At 60.7% G+C, this 20903-nt stretch carries 19 protein-coding genes; 8 read left to right on the top strand and 11 right to left on the bottom strand.

Annotation, left to right across the window (positions count from 1 at the left end; all coding sequences use genetic code 11):
- Positions 1-30 precede the first annotated feature (30 nt).
- Both nrdB and yfaE read left to right on the top strand, forming a co-directional pair.
- Complete coding sequence (gene nrdB, locus INF73_RS12920; RefSeq protein WP_041908962.1) at positions 31-1161, top strand: class Ia ribonucleoside-diphosphate reductase subunit beta; 1131 nt, start codon at positions 31-33, stop codon at positions 1159-1161.
- Entirely contained in the window at positions 1161-1415 is a 255-nt protein-coding gene (gene yfaE, locus INF73_RS12915) for a class I ribonucleotide reductase maintenance protein YfaE (protein WP_010433414.1), read from the top strand. Before nrdB ends, yfaE begins: the two co-directional genes overlap by 1 nt.
- Before the next feature lie 24 nt (positions 1416-1439).
- Here the strand turns inward: yfaE and glpQ are convergent, their stop codons facing one another.
- On the bottom strand, positions 1440-2492 hold the full coding sequence (glpQ, locus tag INF73_RS12910; RefSeq protein ID WP_193541969.1) for a glycerophosphodiester phosphodiesterase: 1053 nt from the start codon (positions 2490-2492) through the stop codon (positions 1440-1442).
- Between the two features lie 11 nt (positions 2493-2503).
- Positions 2504-3856: a glycerol-3-phosphate transporter gene (gene glpT, locus INF73_RS12905; RefSeq protein WP_028013908.1), complete on the bottom strand. Its 1353-nt coding sequence runs from the start codon at positions 3854-3856 to the stop codon at positions 2504-2506.
- Positions 3857-4106: 250 nt separating this feature from the next.
- Between glpT and glpA the strand changes: the two genes are divergently transcribed.
- Genes glpA through glpC form a run of 3 tightly spaced genes read left to right on the top strand, consistent with a single transcriptional unit; the run spans position 4107 to position 8129 of the window.
- Entirely contained in the window at positions 4107-5735 is a 1629-nt protein-coding gene (gene glpA, locus INF73_RS12900; RefSeq protein WP_028013909.1) for an anaerobic glycerol-3-phosphate dehydrogenase subunit A, read from the top strand.
- Positions 5725-6942: a glycerol-3-phosphate dehydrogenase subunit GlpB gene (gene glpB, locus INF73_RS12895; protein ID WP_126300536.1), complete on the top strand. Its 1218-nt coding sequence runs from the start codon at positions 5725-5727 to the stop codon at positions 6940-6942. Before glpA ends, glpB begins: the two co-directional genes overlap by 11 nt.
- On the top strand, positions 6939-8129 hold the full coding sequence (gene glpC / locus INF73_RS12890; protein ID WP_041908957.1) for an anaerobic glycerol-3-phosphate dehydrogenase subunit GlpC: 1191 nt from the start codon (positions 6939-6941) through the stop codon (positions 8127-8129). The genes glpB and glpC overlap by 4 nt, the downstream gene beginning before the upstream one ends.
- Positions 8130-8162: 33 nt before the next feature.
- Here the strand turns inward: glpC and INF73_RS12885 are convergent, their stop codons facing one another.
- The 4 genes from INF73_RS12885 to tctD form a co-directional block, all read right to left on the bottom strand.
- Positions 8163-9362 (bottom strand): nicotinamide mononucleotide deamidase-related protein YfaY, encoded by a 1200-nt coding sequence (locus INF73_RS12885; RefSeq protein WP_193541971.1) that lies wholly within the window; start codon positions 9360-9362, stop codon positions 8163-8165.
- Positions 9363-9455: 93 nt separating this feature from the next.
- Entirely contained in the window at positions 9456-9995 is a 540-nt protein-coding gene (locus tag INF73_RS12880) for a YfaZ family outer membrane protein (RefSeq protein ID WP_028013913.1), read from the bottom strand.
- Positions 9996-10123: 128 nt separating this feature from the next.
- Positions 10124-11533, bottom strand: a complete 1410-nt coding sequence (locus INF73_RS12875; protein ID WP_193541974.1) for a sensor histidine kinase — start codon at positions 11531-11533, stop codon at positions 10124-10126.
- Positions 11520-12194: a transcriptional regulator TctD gene (gene tctD, locus INF73_RS12870; protein WP_193541977.1), complete on the bottom strand. Its 675-nt coding sequence runs from the start codon at positions 12192-12194 to the stop codon at positions 11520-11522. Before tctD ends, INF73_RS12875 begins: the two co-directional genes overlap by 14 nt.
- A gap of 137 nt (positions 12195-12331) precedes the next feature.
- Between tctD and INF73_RS12865 the strand changes: the two genes are divergently transcribed.
- The 3 genes from INF73_RS12865 to INF73_RS12855 are packed head-to-tail and all read left to right on the top strand — an operon-like array spanning position 12332 to position 15281.
- Complete coding sequence (locus tag INF73_RS12865; protein ID WP_193541979.1) at positions 12332-13312, top strand: tripartite tricarboxylate transporter substrate binding protein; 981 nt, start codon at positions 12332-12334, stop codon at positions 13310-13312.
- 11 nt (positions 13313-13323) lie between these two features.
- Entirely contained in the window at positions 13324-13755 is a 432-nt protein-coding gene (locus INF73_RS12860; RefSeq protein ID WP_193541981.1) for a tripartite tricarboxylate transporter TctB family protein, read from the top strand.
- Between the two features lie 11 nt (positions 13756-13766).
- On the top strand, positions 13767-15281 hold the full coding sequence (locus INF73_RS12855) for a tripartite tricarboxylate transporter permease (RefSeq protein ID WP_041908947.1): 1515 nt from the start codon (positions 13767-13769) through the stop codon (positions 15279-15281).
- On the opposite strand, the gene menE is transcribed toward INF73_RS12855, so the two are convergent.
- Genes menE through menD form a run of 5 tightly spaced genes read right to left on the bottom strand, consistent with a single transcriptional unit; the run spans position 15282 to position 20902 of the window.
- Positions 15282-16643: an o-succinylbenzoate--CoA ligase gene (menE, locus tag INF73_RS12850; RefSeq protein WP_126300539.1), complete on the bottom strand. Its 1362-nt coding sequence runs from the start codon at positions 16641-16643 to the stop codon at positions 15282-15284. It lies immediately after the preceding gene.
- Positions 16640-17605 carry an o-succinylbenzoate synthase gene (gene menC, locus INF73_RS12845; RefSeq protein ID WP_193541984.1) on the bottom strand — a complete coding sequence of 322 codons (966 nt, stop codon included), beginning with the start codon at positions 17603-17605 and terminating at the stop codon, positions 16640-16642. The genes menE and menC overlap by 4 nt, the downstream gene beginning before the upstream one ends.
- A complete protein-coding gene (menB, locus tag INF73_RS12840; RefSeq protein WP_045351809.1) occupies positions 17605-18462 on the bottom strand; it encodes a 1,4-dihydroxy-2-naphthoyl-CoA synthase in 858 nt (285 codons plus the stop codon). The genes menC and menB overlap by 1 nt, the downstream gene beginning before the upstream one ends.
- The gene (menH, locus tag INF73_RS12835; RefSeq protein WP_193541985.1) at positions 18459-19235 is read right to left on the bottom strand and encodes a 2-succinyl-6-hydroxy-2,4-cyclohexadiene-1-carboxylate synthase; all 777 of its coding nucleotides are present in this window, start codon (positions 19233-19235) and stop codon (positions 18459-18461) included. The genes menB and menH overlap by 4 nt, the downstream gene beginning before the upstream one ends.
- Complete coding sequence (gene menD / locus INF73_RS12830) at positions 19232-20902, bottom strand: 2-succinyl-5-enolpyruvyl-6-hydroxy-3-cyclohexene-1-carboxylic-acid synthase (RefSeq protein WP_193541986.1); 1671 nt, start codon at positions 20900-20902, stop codon at positions 19232-19234. Before menD ends, menH begins: the two co-directional genes overlap by 4 nt.
- Position 20903 lies beyond the last annotated feature (1 nt).

Genomic DNA, 20903 nt, shown 5'->3' with positions numbered 1-20903 from the left:
CGCCTTTATTTCGTAAGACAGGACACACTCATGGCATATACCACCTTTTCACAGACGAAAAACGACCAGCTCAAAGAGCCAATGTTCTTCGGCCAGCCGGTCAACGTGGCACGCTACGATCAGCAAAAATATGACATCTTCGAAAAGCTGATTGAAAAGCAACTCTCCTTCTTCTGGCGTCCGGAAGAAGTTGACGTTTCCCGCGACCGTATTGATTACCAGTCGCTGCCGGATCACGAAAAGCATATTTTCATCAGCAATCTGAAGTACCAGACGCTGCTGGACTCCATTCAGGGCCGTAGCCCGAACGTGGCGCTGTTGCCGCTGATCTCGATTCCTGAGCTGGAAACCTGGGTGGAAACCTGGGCGTTCTCCGAGACGATCCACTCCCGCTCTTACACCCACATCATCCGCAACATCGTGAACGATCCGGCGGTGGTGTTTGACGATATCGTCACTAACGAGCAGATCCAGAAGCGCGCGGAAGGCATTGCGCACTACTACGACGAGCTGATCGAGATGACCAGCTACTGGCATCTGCTGGGCGAAGGCACCCACAGCGTGAACGGCAAAACCGTTACCGTGAACCTGCGCGCGCTGAAAAAGCAGCTGTACCTCTGCCTGATGAGCGTTAACGCGCTGGAAGCGATCCGCTTCTACGTGAGCTTCGCCTGCTCCTTCGCCTTTGCCGAGCGCAAGCTGATGGAAGGCAACGCCAAAATCATCCGTTTGATCGCTCGTGACGAAGCCCTGCACCTGACCGGCACCCAGCACATGCTGAACCTGCTGCGCAGCGGTACGGACGACCCGGAGATGGCGGAAATCGCCGAAGAGTGCAAGCAGGAGTGCTACGACCTGTTCGTGCTGGCGGCTCAGCAGGAGAAAGAGTGGGCAGACTACCTGTTCCGCGACGGCTCCATGATTGGCCTGAACAAAGATATTCTGTGCCAGTACGTGGAGTACATCACCAACATCCGCATGCAGGCGGTTGGTCTGGACCTGCCGTTCCAGACGCGCTCTAACCCGATTCCGTGGATCAACACCTGGCTGGTATCCGATAACGTGCAGGTTGCGCCGCAGGAAGTGGAAGTGAGCTCTTATCTGGTCGGTCAGATTGATTCTGAAGTCAACACCGACGACCTGAGCGACTTCCAGCTCTGATGACGCGCGTAACGCTGAGCCTTTCTGGCACCGAAGTGCTGTGCCAGGAAGAGCACCCTTCCCTGCTGGTGGCGCTTGAAGCGCATCAGGTGGAGGTAGAGTACCAGTGTCGTGAAGGCTATTGCGGCTCCTGCCGCTGCCGTCTGGTTGCAGGCCAGGTGGACTGGCTGACCGAACCGCTGGCCTTTATCAGTGAAGGTGAAATTTTGCCCTGCTGCTGCCGGGCAAAAGGCGATATTGAGATCGAGATGTAAAAAAGGGCCTTACGGCCCTTTTTTCTATTTTAAGAACGTCACCGCTTTATCCGGGAAATCCGTAAACAGCCCGTCCACGTCCGCCTGCTTATACAACACCTCGTAAAGCTGATTCACATCGGTGGCATATGGCGGCAGCTGATCGGCACGCACCGTGTACGGATGCACCTGCATCTTGCTGGCGTGCGCCTCTTTCACCATCGCCGTCAGCTTCACGTGGCCAGGCGTTGAGCCTTCCGCCACCAGCATGTGATAATCCGGCCCGATGCCGTCAGCGTACTGCGCAATCTGCTTCATCGCGCCCGGCTTGAACATCCAGTCGTAGCTGTAGTTCACCCACTTCCCATCCGGCTGCTTCTCCTGGGTTTCATTCCAGTCGGTGTAGGCAATCAGCTGCACCAGATTGAGATCCATCCCCATCTTCGGCTCCAGCTCGGTTTTGATGCGCTTCAGCTCGGCGGCGTCAAAACACTGCAGGTAGACTTTGTCCTTCTTGCTGGTGTAGCCGTACTGTTTCAGCACCTCCAGCGTCTTCGCGGCAATGTCCTTCCCTTCCTGATGGTGGAACCACGGCGCTTTGATTTCCGGGTAGATACCGATGTTTTTACCGGTCGAGTGGTTCAGCCCCTGAACAAACTCAATCTCTTCCTGGAAGGTATGGATCCGGAAGTCAGATTTGCCCATCGGGAAGCGTCCCGGGTAAACCTGCACCTTCTTGCCGTTTTCAATCTCAAAGCCTTCGGTAAACTTCAGAGAGCGAATTTCATCCAGGGTAAAGTCGATGGCGTAGTAACGACCGTCTTTGCGCGCGCGGTCCGGGAAACGCTCCGCCACGTCCGTGACGCGGTCAAGATAGTGGTCATGCAGGACGACCAGCTGGTCGTCCTTCGTCATCACCAGATCCTGCTCCAGGTAATCCGCCCCCTGGGCATAGGCCATCGCTTTCGCCGGCAGCGTATGCTCCGGCAGATAGCCGCTGGCACCGCGGTGGGCGATAACGATTTTATCCACCGCCAGGGCAGAGCCAGTCATCAGGCCTGCCAGCAGCAGGCCGGTGGTTAATGGAGTTAATTTCATCGCAATGCTCCTTATTGACGACGCGCCAGCACTTCCGCGTGGTGACGTTTCTCGCCGATCATCACAACAACCAGCAGCAGAACCGCCAGCACGCTACCGCCAATCATCACCATAAAGCCGCCGTCCCAGCCGAAGAAGTCAACGGTGTAGCCCACGATAGCGCTCGCCGCGACGGAACCGCCGAGGTAGCCAAACAGACCGGTAAAGCCTGCCGCCGTGCCCGCCGCTTTTTTCGGCGCCAGCTCAAGCGCGTGCAGACCGATCAGCATCACCGGGCCGTAAATCAGGAAGCCGATAACGATCATACAGGCCATGTCTACTGATGGGTTACCCGGCGGGTTAAGCCAGTAAACGACAGTCGCGATGGTCACCAGGGTCATAAAGAACACGCCCGTTGCGCCGCGGTTGCCTTTAAACACTTTGTCCGACATCCAGCCGCAAATCAGCGTGCCCGGGATCCCGGCATATTCATAGAGGAAGTACGCCCAGGAGGATTTATCCAGCGCGAAGTGCTTCACCTCTTTCAGGTAGGTCGGGGACCAGTCGAGGATGCCGTAGCGCAGCAGGTATACGAACACGTTCGCCACCGCGATGTACCACAGCAGCTTGTTCGGCAGCACGTACTTCATGAAGATCTGTTTCGCGGTCAGCTCTTCTTCGTGCTTCTCGCTGTAGTCATCCGGATAGTCGTTTTTGTACTCTTCGATTGGCGGCAGCCCGCAGGACTGCGGCGTGTCGCGCATCAGGGCGAAGGCAATAATCGCCACCAGAATAGCACCAAAGGCAGGCATGTAGAGCGCCGCGTGCCAGTCGTTGAACCAGGCCATCCCCAGCAGGAACAGCAGAGGTGGAAGCCCGCCCCCGACGTTATGCGCGCAGTTCCACACCGACACAATGCCGCCACGCTCCTTCTGCGACCACCAGTGCACCATGGTACGTCCGCACGGCGGCCACCCCATCCCCTGGAACCAGCCGCAGAGGAACAGCAGCACGAACATGATGGCAATGCTGGACGTCGCCCACGGCACAAAGCCCATGAACAGCATGACCGCTGCCGCGAGGATCAGACCGGCGGGCAGGAACACGCGCGGATTCGAGCGGTCCGACACGGAACCCATGATGAATTTAGAAAAACCGTAGGCGATGGAGATCCCCGACAGCGCGAAGCCCAGGTCGCCGCGTGAGAAGCCCTGCTCCACCAGATACGGCATGGCGAGCGCAAAGTTTTTACGTACAAGATAGTACGCCGCATACCCGAAGAAGATCCCGAGGAAGATTTGCCAACGCAGACGGCGGTAGAGAGGATCGATCTCTGCCTCTGGCAGTCGCGCCCGATGCGGCGCAGGTTTGAAGATACTGAGCATAACAGCCTCCGTGGCCTTTCAAAAAATGACCAGGCATCTCGCGCCCGGTTACAGAGGCGGGGATGTTAAAAAAACATGCGGTTTGTTACTGTGAATCAACGCACAAATTGTTACAGAAATATGACAGAATGCGCAAAAAAGCGCATGAAATCACGTTTCAGTTTCGAATTTCGCGCGTTTATGTTCGAAATCAAACAAACCACACGATCTATGTGGCTAAATGCTAAAAAACGAACATAGAGGAAAGGCAATGACAATTCACGATCCACGCTACAGCGATGTGATTATCATTGGCGGTGGCGCAACCGGCGCCGGCATCGCACGCGACTGCGCCCTTCGCGGCTTAAGCGTCACGCTTCTGGAGCGCCACGATATCGCCACCGGCGCGACGGGGCGTAACCACGGCCTGCTGCACAGCGGCGCGCGGTATGCGGTCACCGACGGTGAATCCGCGCGCGAATGTATCGCTGAAAACCAGATCCTCAAGCGTATCGCCCGACACTGCATAGAGCCGACCGACGGCCTCTTTATTACCCTTCCCGAAGATGACCTCGCCTTTCAGTCAACCTTTATAACCGCCTGTACTGCAGCAGGCATTCAGGCAGAGGCCATGGATCCGGCGCTGGCCCGGCGGCTGGAGCCGTCGGTGAACCCGACGCTGATCGGCGCGGTGAAGGTGCCTGACGGCACCGTCGATCCGTTCCGCCTGACCGCCGCCAACATGCTGGATGCCCGCGAGCATGGCGCGCGCATTCTGACCGGACATGAAGTGACCGGGCTTATCCGCGAGGGTCATCGCATCTGCGGCGTGCGGGTGTTTGATACGCAATATAACGAACACAGCGAGCTGCACGCCGCCGTGGTGGTCAACGCGGCGGGGATCTGGGGCCAGCGCATCGCGGAATACGCCGATTTATCCATCCGCATGTTCCCGGCCAAAGGTTCGCTGCTGATCCTTGACCACCGCATCAATAACCACGTCATCAACCGCTGCCGCAAACCGTCTGACGCCGACATTCTGGTGCCGGGCGACACCATTTCGCTCATCGGTACGACGTCAACGCACGTTGACTACAGCGACATTGACGTCAACCGGGTCACCGCCGAAGAAGTGGATATTCTGCTGCGCGAAGGGGAAAAGCTGGCGCCGGTGATGGCGCAGACGCGTATTCTGCGCGCCTACGCGGGCGTGCGTCCCCTTGTCGCCAGCGATAACGATCCGAGCGGACGTAACGTCAGCCGCGGCATCGTGCTGCTCGATCACGCCGAGCGCGACGGCATGGACGGGTTTATCACCATTACCGGCGGCAAGCTGATGACCTACCGGCTGATGGCCGAGTGGGCGACCGATGCCGTCTGCCGCAAGCTCGGAAATACCGAACCGTGCGTTACCGCAGAACAGCCGCTGCCGGGATCGCGCCAGTCTACCGAAAAAACGCTGCAAAAAATCATCTCCCTGCCCGCGCCGCTGCGCGGTTCGGCCATCTACCGGCACGGCGACAGAACGCCGCAGTGGCTCGGTGAAGGACGACTGAGCCGCAGCCTGGTGTGCGAGTGCGAAGCCGTTACCGCAGGCGAAGTGCAGTACGCGGTAGAGAACCTGACGGTCAACAGCCTGTTGGATCTCCGCCGCCGCACCCGCGTCGGAATGGGGACCTGTCAGGGCGAGCTGTGCGCCTGTCGTGCCGCCGGGCTGCTGCAGCGTTTTCATACCACCACCGCCACCCAGTCGCTCGATCAGCTCAGCGCGTTTCTGAACGAGCGCTGGAAAGGCATTCAGCCTGTCGCCTGGGGTGATGCCCTGCGCGAAAGCGAATTTACCCGCTGGGTCTATCAGGGGCTTTGCGGCCTGGAGAAGGAGCAACACGATGAAATTTGATACCGTAATCGTCGGCGGCGGGCTGGCAGGCTTGCTCTGCGGCATCAAACTCACGAAGCAGGGGCTGCGCTGCGCCATTATCACCCGCGGCCAGAGCGCCCTGCACTTCTCGTCGGGATCGCTGGATCTGGTGGACGAAGCGTACCGCGACAGGCTGCCGCCGGAGCACCCCTATCACCTGGTTGGCGCGCAGCATATTGACCGCTTTGCGCTGGAAGCCGAAGCGCTGCTGGCGGGCTGCGGCGCGCGTCTGAAGGGAAGCGCCAGGCAAAATCACCAGCGCATCACGCCGCTCGGCACCCTGCGCTCCGCGTGGCTCAGCCCGGAGGAAGTTCCCGTGGCCCCCGTCAGCGCGGGACGAGTGCGGGTGGTGGGTATTAGCGGCTTTCTTGATTTTCAACCCCATCTCGCGGCGGCCTCGCTCTGTCGCCAGGGCATCAACGCCGACACGGCAGAAATAGAGCTGCCCGAGCTGGATATCCTGCGCGATAACCCGAGCGAGTTTCGTGCGGTGAATATCGCCCGTTTTCTGGATAACGAGGACAAATGGCCGCTGCTGTATGACGCGCTCAGGCCGCTCGGTGAAACCTGCGATGCCCTGTTAATGCCCGCCTGCTTTGGTTTAAACGACAACCGGCTCTGGCGCTGGCTCTCGGATCGTCTGCCCTGCACGCTCGGTTTACTGCCGACGCTTCCCCCTTCCGTACCCGGCATTCGTCTGCACACCCAGCTTCAGCGCCAGTTTGTTGCGCAGGGCGGCGTGTGGATGGCGGGTGACGAGGTGAAAAAAATCACCCTGACCGAAGGCGCGGTGAGCGAAATCTGGACGCGCAACCACGAGGATATTCCGCTTCGCGCCCGCTATACGGTGCTGGCGAGCGGAAGCTTCTTCAGCAACGGGCTGCTGAGCAGCCGGGAGGGCATCCGGGAAGCGATTATGGGGCTGGATGTGCGGCAAACCGCTTCCCGCACGGACTGGTATCAGTGTGATTTCTTCACGCCGCAGCCCTGGCAGCAGTTTGGCGTAATTGTCGATAACCGGCTACATCCGCAGCTTTCCGGTATGCCCGTCGATAATCTTTTTGCCATCGGCTCGCTGCTGGGCGGATACGATCCGATCCCCCAGGGATGCGGCGGCGGGGTTTGCGCCGTCACGGCGCTGTATGTAGCCGAGCAGATTATCCAGCGCGTGGAGGCTGAACAATGAACGACACCCGTTTCGAAAGCTGCATTAAATGCACGGTCTGTACTACCGTCTGCCCGGTCAGCGGCGTGAACCCGCGCTACCCTGGGCCAAAGCAGGCCGGGCCGGACGGCGAGCGCCTGCGCCTGAAGGACGGCAGGCTTTACGACGAGGCGCTGAAATACTGCATCAACTGCAAGCGCTGCGAGGTCGCCTGCCCGTCGGACGTGAAAATCGGCGACATCATCCAGCGCGCCCGGGCGCGCTATAGCACGCAAAAGCCGTCACTGCGCGATGCGATCCTGAGCCATACCGATCTGATGGGCAGCGTCTCCACGCCGTTTGCCCCGCTGGTGAATGCCGCAACCTCACTCAAGCCGGTGCGTCAACTGCTGGATGCCACGCTGAAGATAGACCATCACCGCAGCCTGCCAAAATATTCTCACGGCACCTTCCGTCGCTGGTATAAAACCGTCGCGGAGCAGCAGGCGCAGTACGACGATCGGGTAGCCTTTTTCCACGGCTGCTATGTGAACTACAACCATCCGCAGCTGGGAAAAGACCTGCTGAAGGTGCTGAACGCCATGGGAACAGGCGTACAGCTGCTTAGCAAAGAGAAGTGCTGCGGCGTGCCGCTGATTGCCAACGGGTTTACCGATAAAGCGCGCAGGCAGGCCAAAAGCAATGTCACCTCCCTGCGCGAAGCGATTGTCGATAAAGGCATGCCGGTGCTGGCGACGTCGTCCACCTGCACCTTCACCCTGCGCGATGAGTATCCGCACCTGCTGGACGTGGATAACGCCGGACTGCGCGAGCACATCGAGCTGGCGACGCGCTTCCTCTGGCGCAAGCTGGACAGCGGGCAGACGTTGCCGCTGGGAACATTGCCGCTGAAGGTGGTCTATCACACCCCGTGTCATATGGAGAAAATGGGCTGGTCGCTCTATACGCTGGAGCTGCTGCGGTTAATTCCGGGGCTGGAGCTGACGGTGCTGGATTCGCGCTGCTGCGGCATCGCAGGCACCTACGGCTTTAAGCGTGAAAACTACGAAACCTCACAGGCAATTGGCGCCCCGCTGTTCCGCCAGATTGAAGAGAGCGGCGCGGATATCGTGGTGACGGACTGCGAAACCTGTAAATGGCAGATTGAGATGTCCACCAGCAAGCGCTGCGAACATCCGATTACCCTGCTGGCGAAAGCGCTGGGCTGAACGTTGCCGGGGCGAAAGGCCCCGGCACAGGCGTTACTCAACGAACAGCGACTCGACAACGTTAATCCAGCCGTGCTCGCTGGCGACCTCTTTGCCGTTGAGCCAGCGGCGCAGCATATTCAGCGCCATCATGGCGCAGACCTCCTGACGCACCGCCAGGCTGTGGCGGGTGATGCTCATTTTTACCCGCAGCGCCCAGGTGCCTTCCGGCGTCGCCAGCGCGAAGTTGAGGTAATCCTCATCCAGCCCGCCGACAAACAGCGCCAGACCGGCAAAATGCTTCACCCTTCTTTCGGAAGCCCAGCGGGCGGTTTGCGCCAGGGTCTCCTGCTGAAACGGCACCACTTCGCTGGCGAGCAGCGGCGCGTTGACGCGCGACAATTGCAGCGCCAGCAGGCCACCGGTGAACTGCTCGCTTAAGGTCACGCTGAGCTGGCGAGTCTGCAGATGTTTTGCAATCTGCTCAGGCAACCCTTCCGTCCCTTCAAAAATCAGGCTTTCGCCCGCCACGCGCTGCACCTCAGGCCACAGGGCCAGCATCGCCTCTTTCTGCGCGGCCGGTCCTGTTAATTTGAGTTCAATGATCGGCATAGAGGAGCGATAGCCCATGGAGACGCCCGGCGGCAGCGGAAGGTGGTCAAGGCTCTGGGCCAGATCGCTTTCCGAGCGGCCAAAGGTGGTCAGGCGCAGGCACAGCGGAGGTTCAGGCAGAGTAAAACGCTGGCGAAGGCGCGGCAGGATCTGCTGCTCGACCATTACCTTAAATTCGGAAGGCACGCCCGGCGTGAAGAACATCAGGCAGCGATTCAGTTGCATGGCAAACCCGCATGCGGTACCGACCGGGTTATCAACCAGCTCGGCGCTGGCGGGAATTTCAGCCTGCTTGCGGTTGCTGGGGGCCATGACGCGGCCACGTTCGGAGAAGAAGCGTTCCATCTGCGAAAGCCACGCCTCGTGCAGCACCAGCCCTTCGCCTTTTGCGGTCGCGGCGGCCAGCGCGCTAAGATCGTCACCGGTGGGGCCGAGCCCGCCGTTCACGATCAGCACGTCGCACTGTTCACTGCGCTCGCGCAGAACAGCGACCAGTGACTCCAGATTGTCGCCCACGGTATTGCGGCGCGTTAACGGTAATCCTTGCTCAAAGAAAAGATCGGCAAGCCAGGCAGCATTGGTATCAATAATCTGTCCGTGCAGCACTTCGTCGCCGGTGGATAACATCTCCACGTTAATCATTGTGTTCTCCCGCTTATTTGGTCAAAACACTATAGCGCAAACGCGGGGTGGAGATGAGAGAAACTGGCGCGACGGAACGCCGCGCCGGAACGATTAGAAGCCTGCGCTCACGCCCACGTACGGGCCGTCAGCCAGCGCGTTATCGCGGTTGCCGTCTTTACCGGCCAGGTTCAGATAACGGTAGCCCGCTTCGATGGTAATCGGACGCATGATGGTCCAGCGCGCGCCGGCGTTGGCTTCTTCATAGCTGTCGATGCCGCTGGAGAGGGAATCCGGAGAGTAGTAGTACTCGCCAAACAGGCCGAAGCTGTCGCCAATTTTCCACTGCAGGCCGCCGCCCACTGCCGCTGCGTACCCTTCATCACCGTCGTTCGGGTTGGTGTAGATACCTTTACCGCCAACGGTGGCCAGGAATGGGCCAAGAGGAATATTCAGACCGAGGCCGAGGCTTGCAGCATCGCCGTCGTCATCGTTGTGCGTCCAGCCGCCGGTCATTGCCAGACCGGAGGTGTCAGTACCCATGCCAAAACCGAGGTGGGTATAGTCCTGACCCGCCGAACCATTAATGCTAATGGCGTTAGCCGCCGCAGATACAACCATCAGGCCGAGGCCCAGTAATGCCACTTTTTTCATTATCGCGATCCTGCATAATTATAGAGAAGTCCCCAAAACCGCGAGATTTTAACCTGAGTCTCCGGGGGATCAAGCACTCTGCGTGCGGCGGACAGGAAGATTGTAACGATTTGAAACCCTCTGCTTTTTTACGTAAGCAGCAGAAAGCGCATTTTGACGCAAAGGCCACCCAGCGTTTCGCTGCGGGTCATCTGCAAATGGCTGCGGTGCAGCCGGGCGATATCCCCCGCCAGCGCCAGCCCAATCCCGGAACCGGCGGCGTTCCCGACGTTGTCCAGACGGTGGAAAGGCTGCATCGCCTGGTAGATCTGATCCTCTTCAATGCCGGGGCCGCTGTCCTCAACGCTCAGCTCAACGGCGCCGCCATCCACGCGCAGGAAAACGGTCACGGTCCCGCCTGCAGGCGTATATTTAATCGCGTTCTCCAGCAGGTTGGCGCACAGCTCGCCCAGCAGAACGTCATCGCCTTCGATCGTGACCGGCTGCTGTACACCGTCATATCCCAAATCGATCGCCTTGCTCCGCGCCTGCGCCAGCCGGGAAAAGCAGCAGTTCTGCACCACCTGAACCAGATCCACAGGCGTAAAATGACGATCCCCCTGCTCTTTTCCCTTCACCGCTGAAAGCTGCAGCAGCCGCTCGGTGAGCACGATAGTGTCGTCCAGCGTGACATTCATTGCCCGCAGGCTCTCCTGCCACAGGGCGGGATCCTGACGCGCGAGGGCGACGGAGACCTGGGTTTTAAGCACCGCCAGCGGCGTTTTGAGCTGGTGCGACGCATCCGCGTTAAAGCGTTCCTGACGCGAAAGCACGCCGCGCAGCCGGTCGATATAGCGGTTAAAGGCGACTATCAGCAGCCGGGTCTCCGACCAGGGCAGCAGCTCCGGCAGCGGTGCGAGCAGGCCCGGCTCGCGCCGCACCATCAGTGACGAAAGCTGGCGCATTGGGCGCAGCACGCGGCGCAGCAGCCATGCGGTCAGCACCAGCGTCAGCAGCACCAGCAGCCCCTGTGAAACCCAGGATGAAAAGAGCAACTGGCTGGCGAGATAGCGGCGGGACTGGAGCGTCTCGGCGACGTAAATCTCCGCCATGCCAAAAACATTATCTTCATTTACGGGCTGCAGCAGGCGCGCCACCCGAATCGCCTGGCCGCGATATTCGGTGTGGTAAAACCAGGCCAGCGCCGGATAGAGCGTGGTGCGCGACGTCGCAGGCGGCATCTTCGGCAGATCGTCATAGCCGGAGATCACCCGTCCGTCGGGGTCGACCACCTTATAGTAGAGCCGGTCGTTCATGTTGAGCTCAAAGCTGTCGAGCACCACCCAGGGCACGTCGACCGCCAACCTGCTGTTGCGCACCTCCAGCCGCTCGGAGATGGTGCGGGCAGAGGATAACAGCGTGCGATCGTAGGCCTGCGTGGCCGCCTGCAGCGCGCTAACGTAGCTGTTAAAGGCCGACAATCCCCACAGCAGCAGCAGCGGCAGGCCCAGGAAAAGCAGCAGCTGCAGATAGAGCGACTGCGGCTTAACCCACCTCATCGCCGCACTCCAGCACGTACCCAAGCCCCCGAAGGGTGGTTATCCGCACGCCGCTGCCGGTCAGCTTCTTACGCAGCCGGTGAATATAGAGATCGATGCTTTCAGGGCTGACGTCGTCGTTCAGGCTGAACACCTGGTCGAAAAGCTGCTGTCGTGAAACCGGACGGGTCCGGCGGTGCATCAGCACTTTCATCAGGGAGAGCTCCCGCGGCGTCAGGGAAAGCGGTTCATCGCGCAGCAGGAAAAAGCCCTCGTCGTCATACTCCAGCTCCCCAAGGCGCTGGCGCTCCTGCGTTCGACCCTCGCTTCGGCGCAACAGGGCGCGCAGACGCGCATCAAGCTCCTCCAGCTCAAACGGTTTTGGCAGATAGTCATCTGCCCCGGCGTTCAGTCCCTTCACCCGATCCGCCACGTTGCTGCGGGCGGTAAGAAACAGCACCGGCAGCGTCTGCCCCCGTTTTCTGAGGCGGTGGACCACTTCCAGGCCGTCAAAACCGGGCATGCCGATGTCCAGAATAGCGACCGCGTAGTTTTCACCCTGCAGCAGATGGTCGGCGGCACGTCCGTCGGAGACGCAGTCCACGGCAAAGCCTTCCTGCACCAGCGCTTTCTCCAGCCAGTGAGCCAGCTCACGATTATCTTCTGCGAGTAAGAGACGCATGTCACATCCTGTAAAGTTGGTGTCCCGTTGAAAGGGAAATGAAAGGTTATTGTTTTAACAATCACGCAACGGAACCGCTACAAGGTGGTTCACATAATCAGAAAAAAAGACCCGTACCCCCGGCGTGAGGATAAACGATGAAAAAACAATTACTTTCTACCCTTGCTGCAAGCGTATTGCTGTTGAGTACCTCTGTCGTTCAGGCCCAGGACGCTCCGTCCCGTACCGAATGTATCGCCCCGGCCAAACCGGGCGGCGGTTTCGATCTCACCTGCAAGCTTATTCAGGTCAGCCTGCTGGAGACGAAGGCCATTGAGAAACCGATGCGCGTCACCTACATGCCAGGCGGCGTGGGCGCGGTGGCCTATAACGCGATTGTCGCGCAACGTCCGGCGGAAGCGGGAACGGTAGTGGCCTTCTCCGGCGGCTCGCTGCTGAACCTGTCGCAGGGCAAGTTTGGCCGCTACGGTGTGGACGACGTGCGCTGGCTGGCGACCGTCGGCACCGACTACGGAATGATTGCCGTGCGTGCCGATTCCCCGTGGAAATCCCTGAAAGATCTGCTGATCGCTATGGAAAAAGATCCGAACAGCGTGGTGATTGGCGCAGGGGCGTCTATCGGCAGCCAGGACTGGATGAAAGCGGCCCTTCTCGCCCAGCAGGCGAAGGTTGACCCGCACAAGATGCGCTACGTGGCCTTTGAGGGCGGCGGCGAACCGGTCACGGCGCTGATGGGCAAGCACGTTCAGGCCGTTTCCGGCGATCTTAGCGAGATGGTGCCGTACCTGAGCGGGGATAAAATCCGCGTGCTGGCGGTCTTCTCGGAAAACCGTCTGCCGGGCCAGCTGGCGAACGTCCCGACCGCCAAAGAGCAGGGTTATAACCTGGTCTGGCCGATCATCCGCGGCTTCTTCGTCGGGCCAAAAGTGACCGACGCCGAGTACCAGTGGTGGGTCGACGCGTTCAACAAACTCCAGCAGACGGAAGAATTTAAGAAACAGCGCGATCTGCGCGGACTGTTTGAGTTCAACCTGACCGGTAAGCCACTGGATGAGTACGTCAAAAAACAGGTGAATGACTACCGCGAACAGGCGAAAGCCTTTGGCCTGGCGAAATAACCGGAGGCGCTATGAGCGATCGTATTTTTGCCGGGATATGGCTGCTGCTCTGCGTTGGCGGGATGTTTGTCGCCTGGCAGATCCACAGCGAATACAGCTATGAACCCGTGGGACCCCGCCCCTTCCCGATGGGCATCGTCGGCCTGATGCTGCTCTGCTCGGTGGCGCTGCTGCTTCGCCGCCCGGATACCGTCGAGTGGCCGCCGCGTCGCATTCTGCAGCGTCTGCTGGTGATGGTGATTGTCCTGCTGATGTATGCCTGGGGCTTTGAGTGGCTCGGCTTCCCGGTGGCGACCGCCATTCTGACGATGGTCATCGGCATGCTGTTTAACGCCACCCTCCCCGCGGCGGGGATCTCTGGCGTGGTGATGGGGATTTTACTGTGGTACGCCTTTGACCGCCTGCTGGACGTGACGTTACCGCTCGGCGCCTGGCTTAATTAACGGAGCACGCTATGGATACCTGGATTTACCTCTCGCAGGGGTTCGCCGTGGCGATGACCCCGGAAAACCTGGTGATCGCCCTGATCGGCTGTTTCGTGGGCACGATTGTCGGCCTGCTGCCGGGCCTTGGGCCGATCAACGGCGTGGCGATTTTACTCCCGCTGGCGTTTGCCCTGCATCTGCCTGCGGAATCGGCGCTGATCCTGCTGGCAACGGTCTACATCGGCTGTGAATATGGCGGACGCATTTCGTCGATCCTGCTTAACGTGCCGGGGGATGCGGCGGCGATCATGACCGCGCTGGACGGCTACCCAATGGCGCGGCAGGGACGCGGCGGCGTGGCGCTCTCCATCTCTGCGGTCAGTTCATTCTTTGGCTCACTGATTGCCATTGGCGGCATTATTCTGTTCGCTCCTGCGCTGGCCCAGTGGTCGCTGGCGTTTGGTCCGGCAGAATATTTTGCCCTGATGGTGTTCGCCATTGCCTGCCTCGGCAGCATGATGGCGCAAAATCCGCTGAAGTCGTTTTTATCCGCGCTGATTGGCTTAGGGTTAGCCACCGTCGGCGTGGATGCCAACACCGGGGTCTATCGCTTTACCTTCGACAGCGTTCACCTGTCCGATGGCGTGCAGTTCATTGTCGTCGTGATCGGCCTGTTCTCTGTCTCTGAGATCTTACTGATGCTGGAGCATACCAGCAGCGGGCAGACGCTGGTGCGCAAAACCGGCCGGATGCTCTTTAGCGCTAAAGAGGGCGCGCAGTGCATCGGCGCCACGCTGCGCTCGTCGGTGATTGGCTTCTTCGTCGGCATCCTGCCGGGCGCCGGGGCCACTATCGCCAGCGCCATCACCTACATGACCGAGAAGAAGCTCAGCGGCAATAGCGACAGCTTTGGTAAAGGCGATATTCGCGGCGTCGCCGCGCCTGAGGCGGCCAATAACGCCTCGGCCTGCGGCTCGTTTATCCCGATGCTGACCCTGGGCGTGCCGGGATCCGGCACCACGGCGGTGATGATGGGCGCGCTGACGCTCTATAACATTACGCCCGGCCCGGCGATGTTTACCGAGCAGCCTGATATTGTCTGGGGGCTGATTGCCGCGCTGCTGATCGCTAACGTCATGCTGCTGGTGATGAATATCCCGCTGATTGGGTTGTTCACCCGCATGCTGACGATTCCGCTATGGTTCCTGGTACCCGCCATTGCCGCCGTCTCTGCGGTGGGGGTTTACGCGGTGCACAGCACCACGTTTGACCTCGTGCTGATGGTGGTCCTCGGCGTGTTCGGCTACATCTTGCGAAAAATGCACTTCCCAATGTCTCCGCTGATTTTGGGCTTTGTGCTGGGTGAGATGCTGGAGCAGAACCTGCGCCGCGCCCTGTCCATCAGCAACGGTAATGTGTCGATACTGTGGGACAGCAGCGTCGCGAAGGTTCTGTTAGCGCTCGCGGTCATGGTGATTGTGGTGCCGCCGGTGTTGCGCCTGCTGCGTCGTCGCCAGCGCAAACCGGAGCCGGATATCGGCTAACTATACGGACAGCTGGGCATTGACCCACTGCTTTAACGCCTGGCGGGAGATCTTAATCCCGCCATTTTTTAGCTCAGCCGGCAGCACCAGCCAGTGAACGGGCTGCTCAAAGCGCGCCAGCCTACCCTGTACCCAGGTCGGGAAACGGGTGATATCCGTTCCCGGCTCGCACTCCACCACCGCCACCGGACGCTGCCCAAACTCGGCGTCATCCAGCGGGACGATAAACACCTGGTTAATCTGCGGATGCGCGGCGATAACGCGCTCCAGCGATTCCGGCTGGATCCCCTCTCCACCGCTGAAAAAGAGATTGTCCATGCGGCCTAAAATCGTCAGACGGTCGCCATGCCATTCCCCACGATCGCGAGTGGCAAACCAGCCCTGCGCGTTGGTCAGCGGTATCAGCGCGCCGTCCCGCCAGTAGCCGGAAGCCATGCTCTGTGCTTTGATCCAGACTTCACCGTTAACGACCTGCACCTCTCTGCCCGGCAGCGCACGGCCCACGTCCGGATCGCCGTCAGCCTCTTTTGCGCAGACGGTAGAGGCAAACTCGGTGAGGCCGTAGCCGCAGTACGTTCGAACGCCCTGTTCCCGGGCCTTTTGCGTCAGCGTCACGGGAATGGCCGCCCCGCCGAGCAGCACCGCTTTCAGTGCGATGTGGCTTTCGCTATTCAGGAGACGCCAGAGCTGGGTCGGCACCAGCGAGGCGTGGGTGCAGCCGCGTAGCGCCTGCTCCAGCGGCTGCTTCTCCCGCACGGTTAAGCGCGCACCGGCCTGCAGCCAGCGCCATAAAATCCCCTGGCCGGAAACGTGAAACAGCGGCAGCGAAAGCAGCCAGTCGTCATTATCCCCGTAGGGCATCAGCGACAGCACGCCGCGGGCGCTGGCAAGATGGGCGGCGCAGGTATGCACCGCCGCCTTCGGCAGCCCGGTGGAGCCGGAGGTGAGCGTCATGGTGGCCAGCCGCGACGGCTGCCACGCAGCGCAGTACGCATCCGCTGGCTCGCACATGCTCAGGCCATGAAGGCCGTCGTAGCTGCCGTCCAGCACCAGCGCAAAGCGCAGCGTCATCTGCGGGATCAGCACGTCGAGCAGCGGGCGCGGCAGCTGCGGATTAACGGGAAGAATACGTGCCCCGCACTGAAGCAGCGCCAGCCATGCCAGCAGCGTTTGCGGGTGGTTATAGGCCAGCAGCAGTACGCCGTCGCCCTCCGCCACGCCCTGCTGGTGAAACCCTGCCGCAAGGCGGTCGACGCGCGCGCACAACTGCTGCCAGGTGAGCGCTTCATCATTCAGCCTCAGGGCCGGTTTATCGGCAAAAAGCGCGCGCCAGTGACGCCAGGGCCAGTCGGTAAAACTCATAGCAACGGCTCCAGCGCCTCTGCGTCGAGGCACGGCAGCGTGCTGGCAGGCCACTCGCGGAGAAGCTGAGCCTGCATCAGGTTCAGCGTGTCGAGGCCGGGAACCGTCTCCGGCGTTAACCAGGCGGCAATGCGCGCCAGCTGGGTCAGCCCCAGACTGGACTCTATCGACGAGCTGATCACCGCCGTCAGCCCCAGCGCGTGCGCCGCCGAGACCTGCTCGCGCACCTTCGCCAGGCTGCCGGTTAGCGTCGGCTTAATCACCACCGCGCTGACGCCGGGCTCGGCGACAAATTCAAAATCGTCCTCGCGCAGGCTTTCATCCCAGGCGATGGCGATCCCCGTTTCGCGGGCAAAGGCGCGCGAATCATCGCGGGTTTTGCACGGTTCTTCGAGGAAGGCAATGCGGCTGCGGTACGCCGGGTTAACGTACTTCGCGAACTGCAGCGCCTTAAGCGGCGTCCACGCGCGGTTGGCATCCAGACGCAGGTGCAGATCGGGGATCGCTTCCAGCAGCAGGTTGGCGACCATGCCGTCACGCACCGCTTCGTAGAGACCGACTTTGATTTTCGCCACTTTCTCGCCCGGCATGGCGGCGAGCAGCGCGAACAGCTCGTCCGGATCGCCCGTGCAGAGCGGTGCCGCGCGATAATTAGCCTCTTCCGGCAGGCTACCGTCCAGCTCCGCCAGCGCGCAGCTGATGCCAAAGGCGGCGGAACGCGCGTCCGGTAATGCCGGGTTTGCGCCCTCACGCCACGCCTTTACCCACGTCAGCAATGCAGACTGCGCCTCATCCAGCGACTCCAGGCTAAAGCCCGGCAGAGGCGAAATCTCGCCCCAGCCTTCCTGCTCGCCCTGCTGCAAATGCACGAAGAAGCCGTCACGGGTTTTTAACCGCCGTTCACGCAGCACCACGCCCGCGTCCATCGGTATCTGCCAGCGGTAAACCTGCGCGCGACGCATTACGGGTTCCGTTTGTATTTGCTGAAGTCCGGCTGGCGTTTTTCGTTAAACGCGTTGCGCCCTTCCTGACCCTCTTCGGTCATGTAGAACAGCATGGTGGCGTTGCCCGCCAGCTCCTGCAGACCCGCCTGACCGTCACAGTCGGCATTAAGTGCCGCTTTCAGGCAGCGCAGCGCCATCGGGCTGTTTTGCAGCATCTCGCGGCACCAGCGCACGGTCTCTTTTTCGAGATCGGCAAGCGGCACCACGGTATTCACCAGGCCCATATCCAGCGCTTCCTGTGCGTTGTACTGGCGGCACAGGAACCAGATTTCGCGGGCTTTTTTCTGCCCGACGATGCGCGCCATGTAAGAGGCACCCCAGCCGCCGTCGAAGGAGCCCACTTTCGGGCCGGTCTGGCCGAAGATGGCGTTTTCAGCAGCGATGGTCAGGTCGCACATCATGTGCAGCACGTGGCCGCCGCCGATGGAGTAGCCCGCCACCATCGCGACAACCGGTTTCGGGCAGGTGCGGATCTGGCGCTGGAAATCGAGGACGTTCAGGTGGTGCGTGCCCGCATCATCCTGGTATCCGCCGTAGTCACCGCGCACCTTCTGATCGCCACCGGAGCAGAAGGCCTTCTCGCCTTCACCGGTCAGCACGATCACGCCGATATTGTCGTCGTAGCGCGCATCCGCCAGGGCCTGAATCATCTCTTTGACGGTCAGCGGACGGAAGGCGTTACGCACCTGCGGACGGTTGATGGTGATTTTGGCAATGCCGTCGGCGGATTTGTGGTAACGAATGTCGGTGTAGCCTTCGGAGCAGTCCTGCCATTCAACCGGCGCATAAAGCATGTGTTCATCAGGATAGATCATAGAGTGTCCTTTATTCGAAGACGCAGTATCTGAGCCAGACTCGCGGCAACCGCGTCGGGGTTTTCCCGGTGGGCGTTGTGTCCGGCGTTTGGAATCGCATGGCGAACGGCGTCCAGTTCAGCGGCCAGGGCCGCGAACTTCTGGTCACGTTCACCGTAGATATAGTCAAAAGGGAAATTGCATACGCTAATCGCGGCACGCAAATCGGGCTGCACGGCCAGCGACGTTGCTTCGAGCATCTTCGCCAGCGTCGGGCCGTTGTTCAGGCTGCGCAGGGCGATAAGCGCCTTGCGCTGGTGGTCAGTGAGGGAAGCAAATACCGGCTGTTGATACCAGTCGGTAAAGACCTTTTCCAGCGGTTCGGTGCGAAAACGCGTCGCCCAGCGGCGGTCGGATGTCCACCGCGCGTGACGCTCATCCTCATCAAGCAGGCCCGGATGTCCACCTTCAACGATCACCCCCAGCAGCCCCTTTGGCTGCTGGCAGGCATGAAACATCGCAATGCGGCCGCCGAGGGAGTACCCCACCAGCCAGTAGTTCAGTATGTTGTAACTAAGCAGAGTTCGGGTAAGTAACGTGCTCATCTCGTCGAACCCCGTCACGGCAATATCCCCGGACGCACCGTGGCCCGGCAGGTCAAGACAGAGCCGGGAATACTCGCCGAGTTGCTTCCCGACAGCCTGCCACTCGCGGCAGTCGCCGGAAAAACCGTGCAAAAAGACCAGCCAGGGATAGCCCGGTTTTCCGGCCTGCTGCACGCCCGAGAGGATCACAGCTGGCTCACCTGCGCCAGCAGGCTTTGCAGGGTCTGCGCGCCATCGGCCTCGTTCACCACCAGCTCAACCAGCGTCGCGCCCGGCTGCTTCCAGGCGGTGCTTAACGCCGCTTCCAGCTGTTCCCAGCTTTCCGGGCGATGGTATTTCAGGCTGAACATCGCCGCGGCGTGTTCAAACTGCACGTTCTGCGGCATCAGGTAGAAGCGCTCGCGCTCGCTCTGGGGCGTTGGCAACAGGGAGAAAATCTGCCCGCCGTTGTTGTTGACCACAATCAGCACAAACGGCGCGGACGCCTGACGCAGTAGCGCCAGCGCGTTGAGATCGTAGAGCGCGGAGAGATCGCCCACGATCGCCAGCGTCGATTTCGCGCTGGCGCGCTGCACCCCCGCCGCCGTCGAGATCAGCCCGTCGATGCCGCTGGCACCGCGGTTGCTGTACACCGGGTAGCCCGCCGGCAGCTTCGAAAAGGCATCGATCAGCCGTACGACCAGGCTGTTGCCGACAAACAGCTGCCCCTGTTCCGGCAGGTATTGGCGAATACGGTGCGCCAGCCCGGCCTCGCTGAATGTCTCACAGCGCGCTTTGGTGATTTCCCACGCCTGACGCGACAGCTCAGGGATCGCCACCGCCCAGGGCTGACGTTTTTCCGCCGGGTGCAGTTCCAGCCAGCTATCAATTTTGCTCACCAGACGACGGCCGCGATGGTGCGCCGGGTCGAGCCGCCCTTCCAGCGCGTCCACCACCCAGTACTCTTCCGGCGTGCAGGTCGCCTGCCACTGCAGCAGACGTTTTCCGGTCAGGCTTGCGCCGATCTGGACCACAATCTGCGCCTGCGAAAGCTCAGTAACCGCTTTCGCGTTTCCCAGCCAGAGATCGGCGCACGGCAGCGGCTGGCCGGTCTGGGAAAGCACGTCGCCAATCAGCGGCCAGCCGAGGGTTTGCGCCCATTCGGCGACCAGCCTGCCTTCGGCGGCACTCATGCGCCCGGCGATGACCACGCCTCGCTTCTGCCGCCAGAAGAACCAGTCGCGCTGTTTCGCGCTCTCAAGATGCGTCTGCTCGCGCAGCCACGGCTTTTCGCTCTGCCACCATTCGCCGAGCGACCGCTGCCAGTCAAGGTCGGTATCGTCCAGCTCGCCGTACAGCGGCTCGGCAAACGGGCAGTTGATATGCAGCGCCCCGCTGCGCAATGTCGCCATGGCGTGATCGACGGTGGAGACCAGCCAGCTTGCAGGAATATCTTGGGTGGGACGCGGTAACGAAACCGTCTGCGAAGGGTGCGTAGAAAAAAGTCCGGGCTGGCGAATGGCCTGGTTGGCGCCGCAGTCGATTAGCTCAGGCGGACGGTCGGCCGTCAGCAGGATCAGTTTTTCACCGGTTAACCCGGCTTCAATCAGGGCCGGATAGAGGTTCGCCACGGCGGTACCGGAAGTGACAATCACCGCCACGGGTTCTTTGCTGACCTTCGCCAGCCCGAGCGCGAGATGCCCCAGACCTCGCTCGTCAAAGTGGGTGTGGTGAACAAACGCCCGGTTTTCAGCCGCCGCCAGCGTCAGCGGCGTTGAGCGAGAACCCGGTGCAATACACACGTGCCTGACGCCATGGCGCGTCAGGGCTTCAAGGATCACCGCCGCCCAGCGTCGGTTAAAAGAACTTACTGACATG

The sequence above is a fragment of the Enterobacter cloacae complex sp. P6RS genome (genome assembly GCF_014982245.1).
In the GTDB taxonomy this organism is placed as follows: domain Bacteria; phylum Pseudomonadota; class Gammaproteobacteria; order Enterobacterales; family Enterobacteriaceae; genus Enterobacter; species Enterobacter bugandensis.
The sequence above is the reverse complement of the archived record's forward strand: the minus strand, read 5'-3'. Positions and strand labels throughout refer to the sequence as shown.

Coding starts and splice junctions, on each gene's coding strand:
- nrdB (WP_041908962.1), top strand. CDS start 31: ATGGCATATACCACCTTTTCACAGACGAAAAACGACCAGCTCAAAGAG.
- yfaE (WP_010433414.1), top strand. CDS start 1,161: ATGACGCGCGTAACGCTGAGCCTTTCTGGCACCGAAGTGCTGTGCCAG.
- glpQ (WP_193541969.1), bottom strand. CDS start 2,492: ATGAAATTAACTCCATTAACCACCGGCCTGCTGCTGGCAGGCCTGATG.
- glpT (WP_028013908.1), bottom strand. CDS start 3,856: ATGCTCAGTATCTTCAAACCTGCGCCGCATCGGGCGCGACTGCCAGAG.
- glpA (WP_028013909.1), top strand. CDS start 4,107: ATGACAATTCACGATCCACGCTACAGCGATGTGATTATCATTGGCGGT.
- glpB (WP_126300536.1), top strand. CDS start 5,725: ATGAAATTTGATACCGTAATCGTCGGCGGCGGGCTGGCAGGCTTGCTC.
- glpC (WP_041908957.1), top strand. CDS start 6,939: ATGAACGACACCCGTTTCGAAAGCTGCATTAAATGCACGGTCTGTACT.
- INF73_RS12885 (WP_193541971.1), bottom strand. CDS start 9,362: ATGATTAACGTGGAGATGTTATCCACCGGCGACGAAGTGCTGCACGGA.
- INF73_RS12880 (WP_028013913.1), bottom strand. CDS start 9,995: ATGAAAAAAGTGGCATTACTGGGCCTCGGCCTGATGGTTGTATCTGCG.
- INF73_RS12875 (WP_193541974.1), bottom strand. CDS start 11,533: ATGAGGTGGGTTAAGCCGCAGTCGCTCTATCTGCAGCTGCTGCTTTTC.
- tctD (WP_193541977.1), bottom strand. CDS start 12,194: ATGCGTCTCTTACTCGCAGAAGATAATCGTGAGCTGGCTCACTGGCTG.
- INF73_RS12865 (WP_193541979.1), top strand. CDS start 12,332: ATGAAAAAACAATTACTTTCTACCCTTGCTGCAAGCGTATTGCTGTTG.
- INF73_RS12860 (WP_193541981.1), top strand. CDS start 13,324: ATGAGCGATCGTATTTTTGCCGGGATATGGCTGCTGCTCTGCGTTGGC.
- INF73_RS12855 (WP_041908947.1), top strand. CDS start 13,767: ATGGATACCTGGATTTACCTCTCGCAGGGGTTCGCCGTGGCGATGACC.
- menE (WP_126300539.1), bottom strand. CDS start 16,643: ATGAGTTTTACCGACTGGCCCTGGCGTCACTGGCGCGCGCTTTTTGCC.
- menC (WP_193541984.1), bottom strand. CDS start 17,605: ATGCGTCGCGCGCAGGTTTACCGCTGGCAGATACCGATGGACGCGGGC.
- menB (WP_045351809.1), bottom strand. CDS start 18,462: ATGATCTATCCTGATGAACACATGCTTTATGCGCCGGTTGAATGGCAG.
- menD (WP_193541986.1), bottom strand. CDS start 20,902: ATGTCAGTAAGTTCTTTTAACCGACGCTGGGCGGCGGTGATCCTTGAA.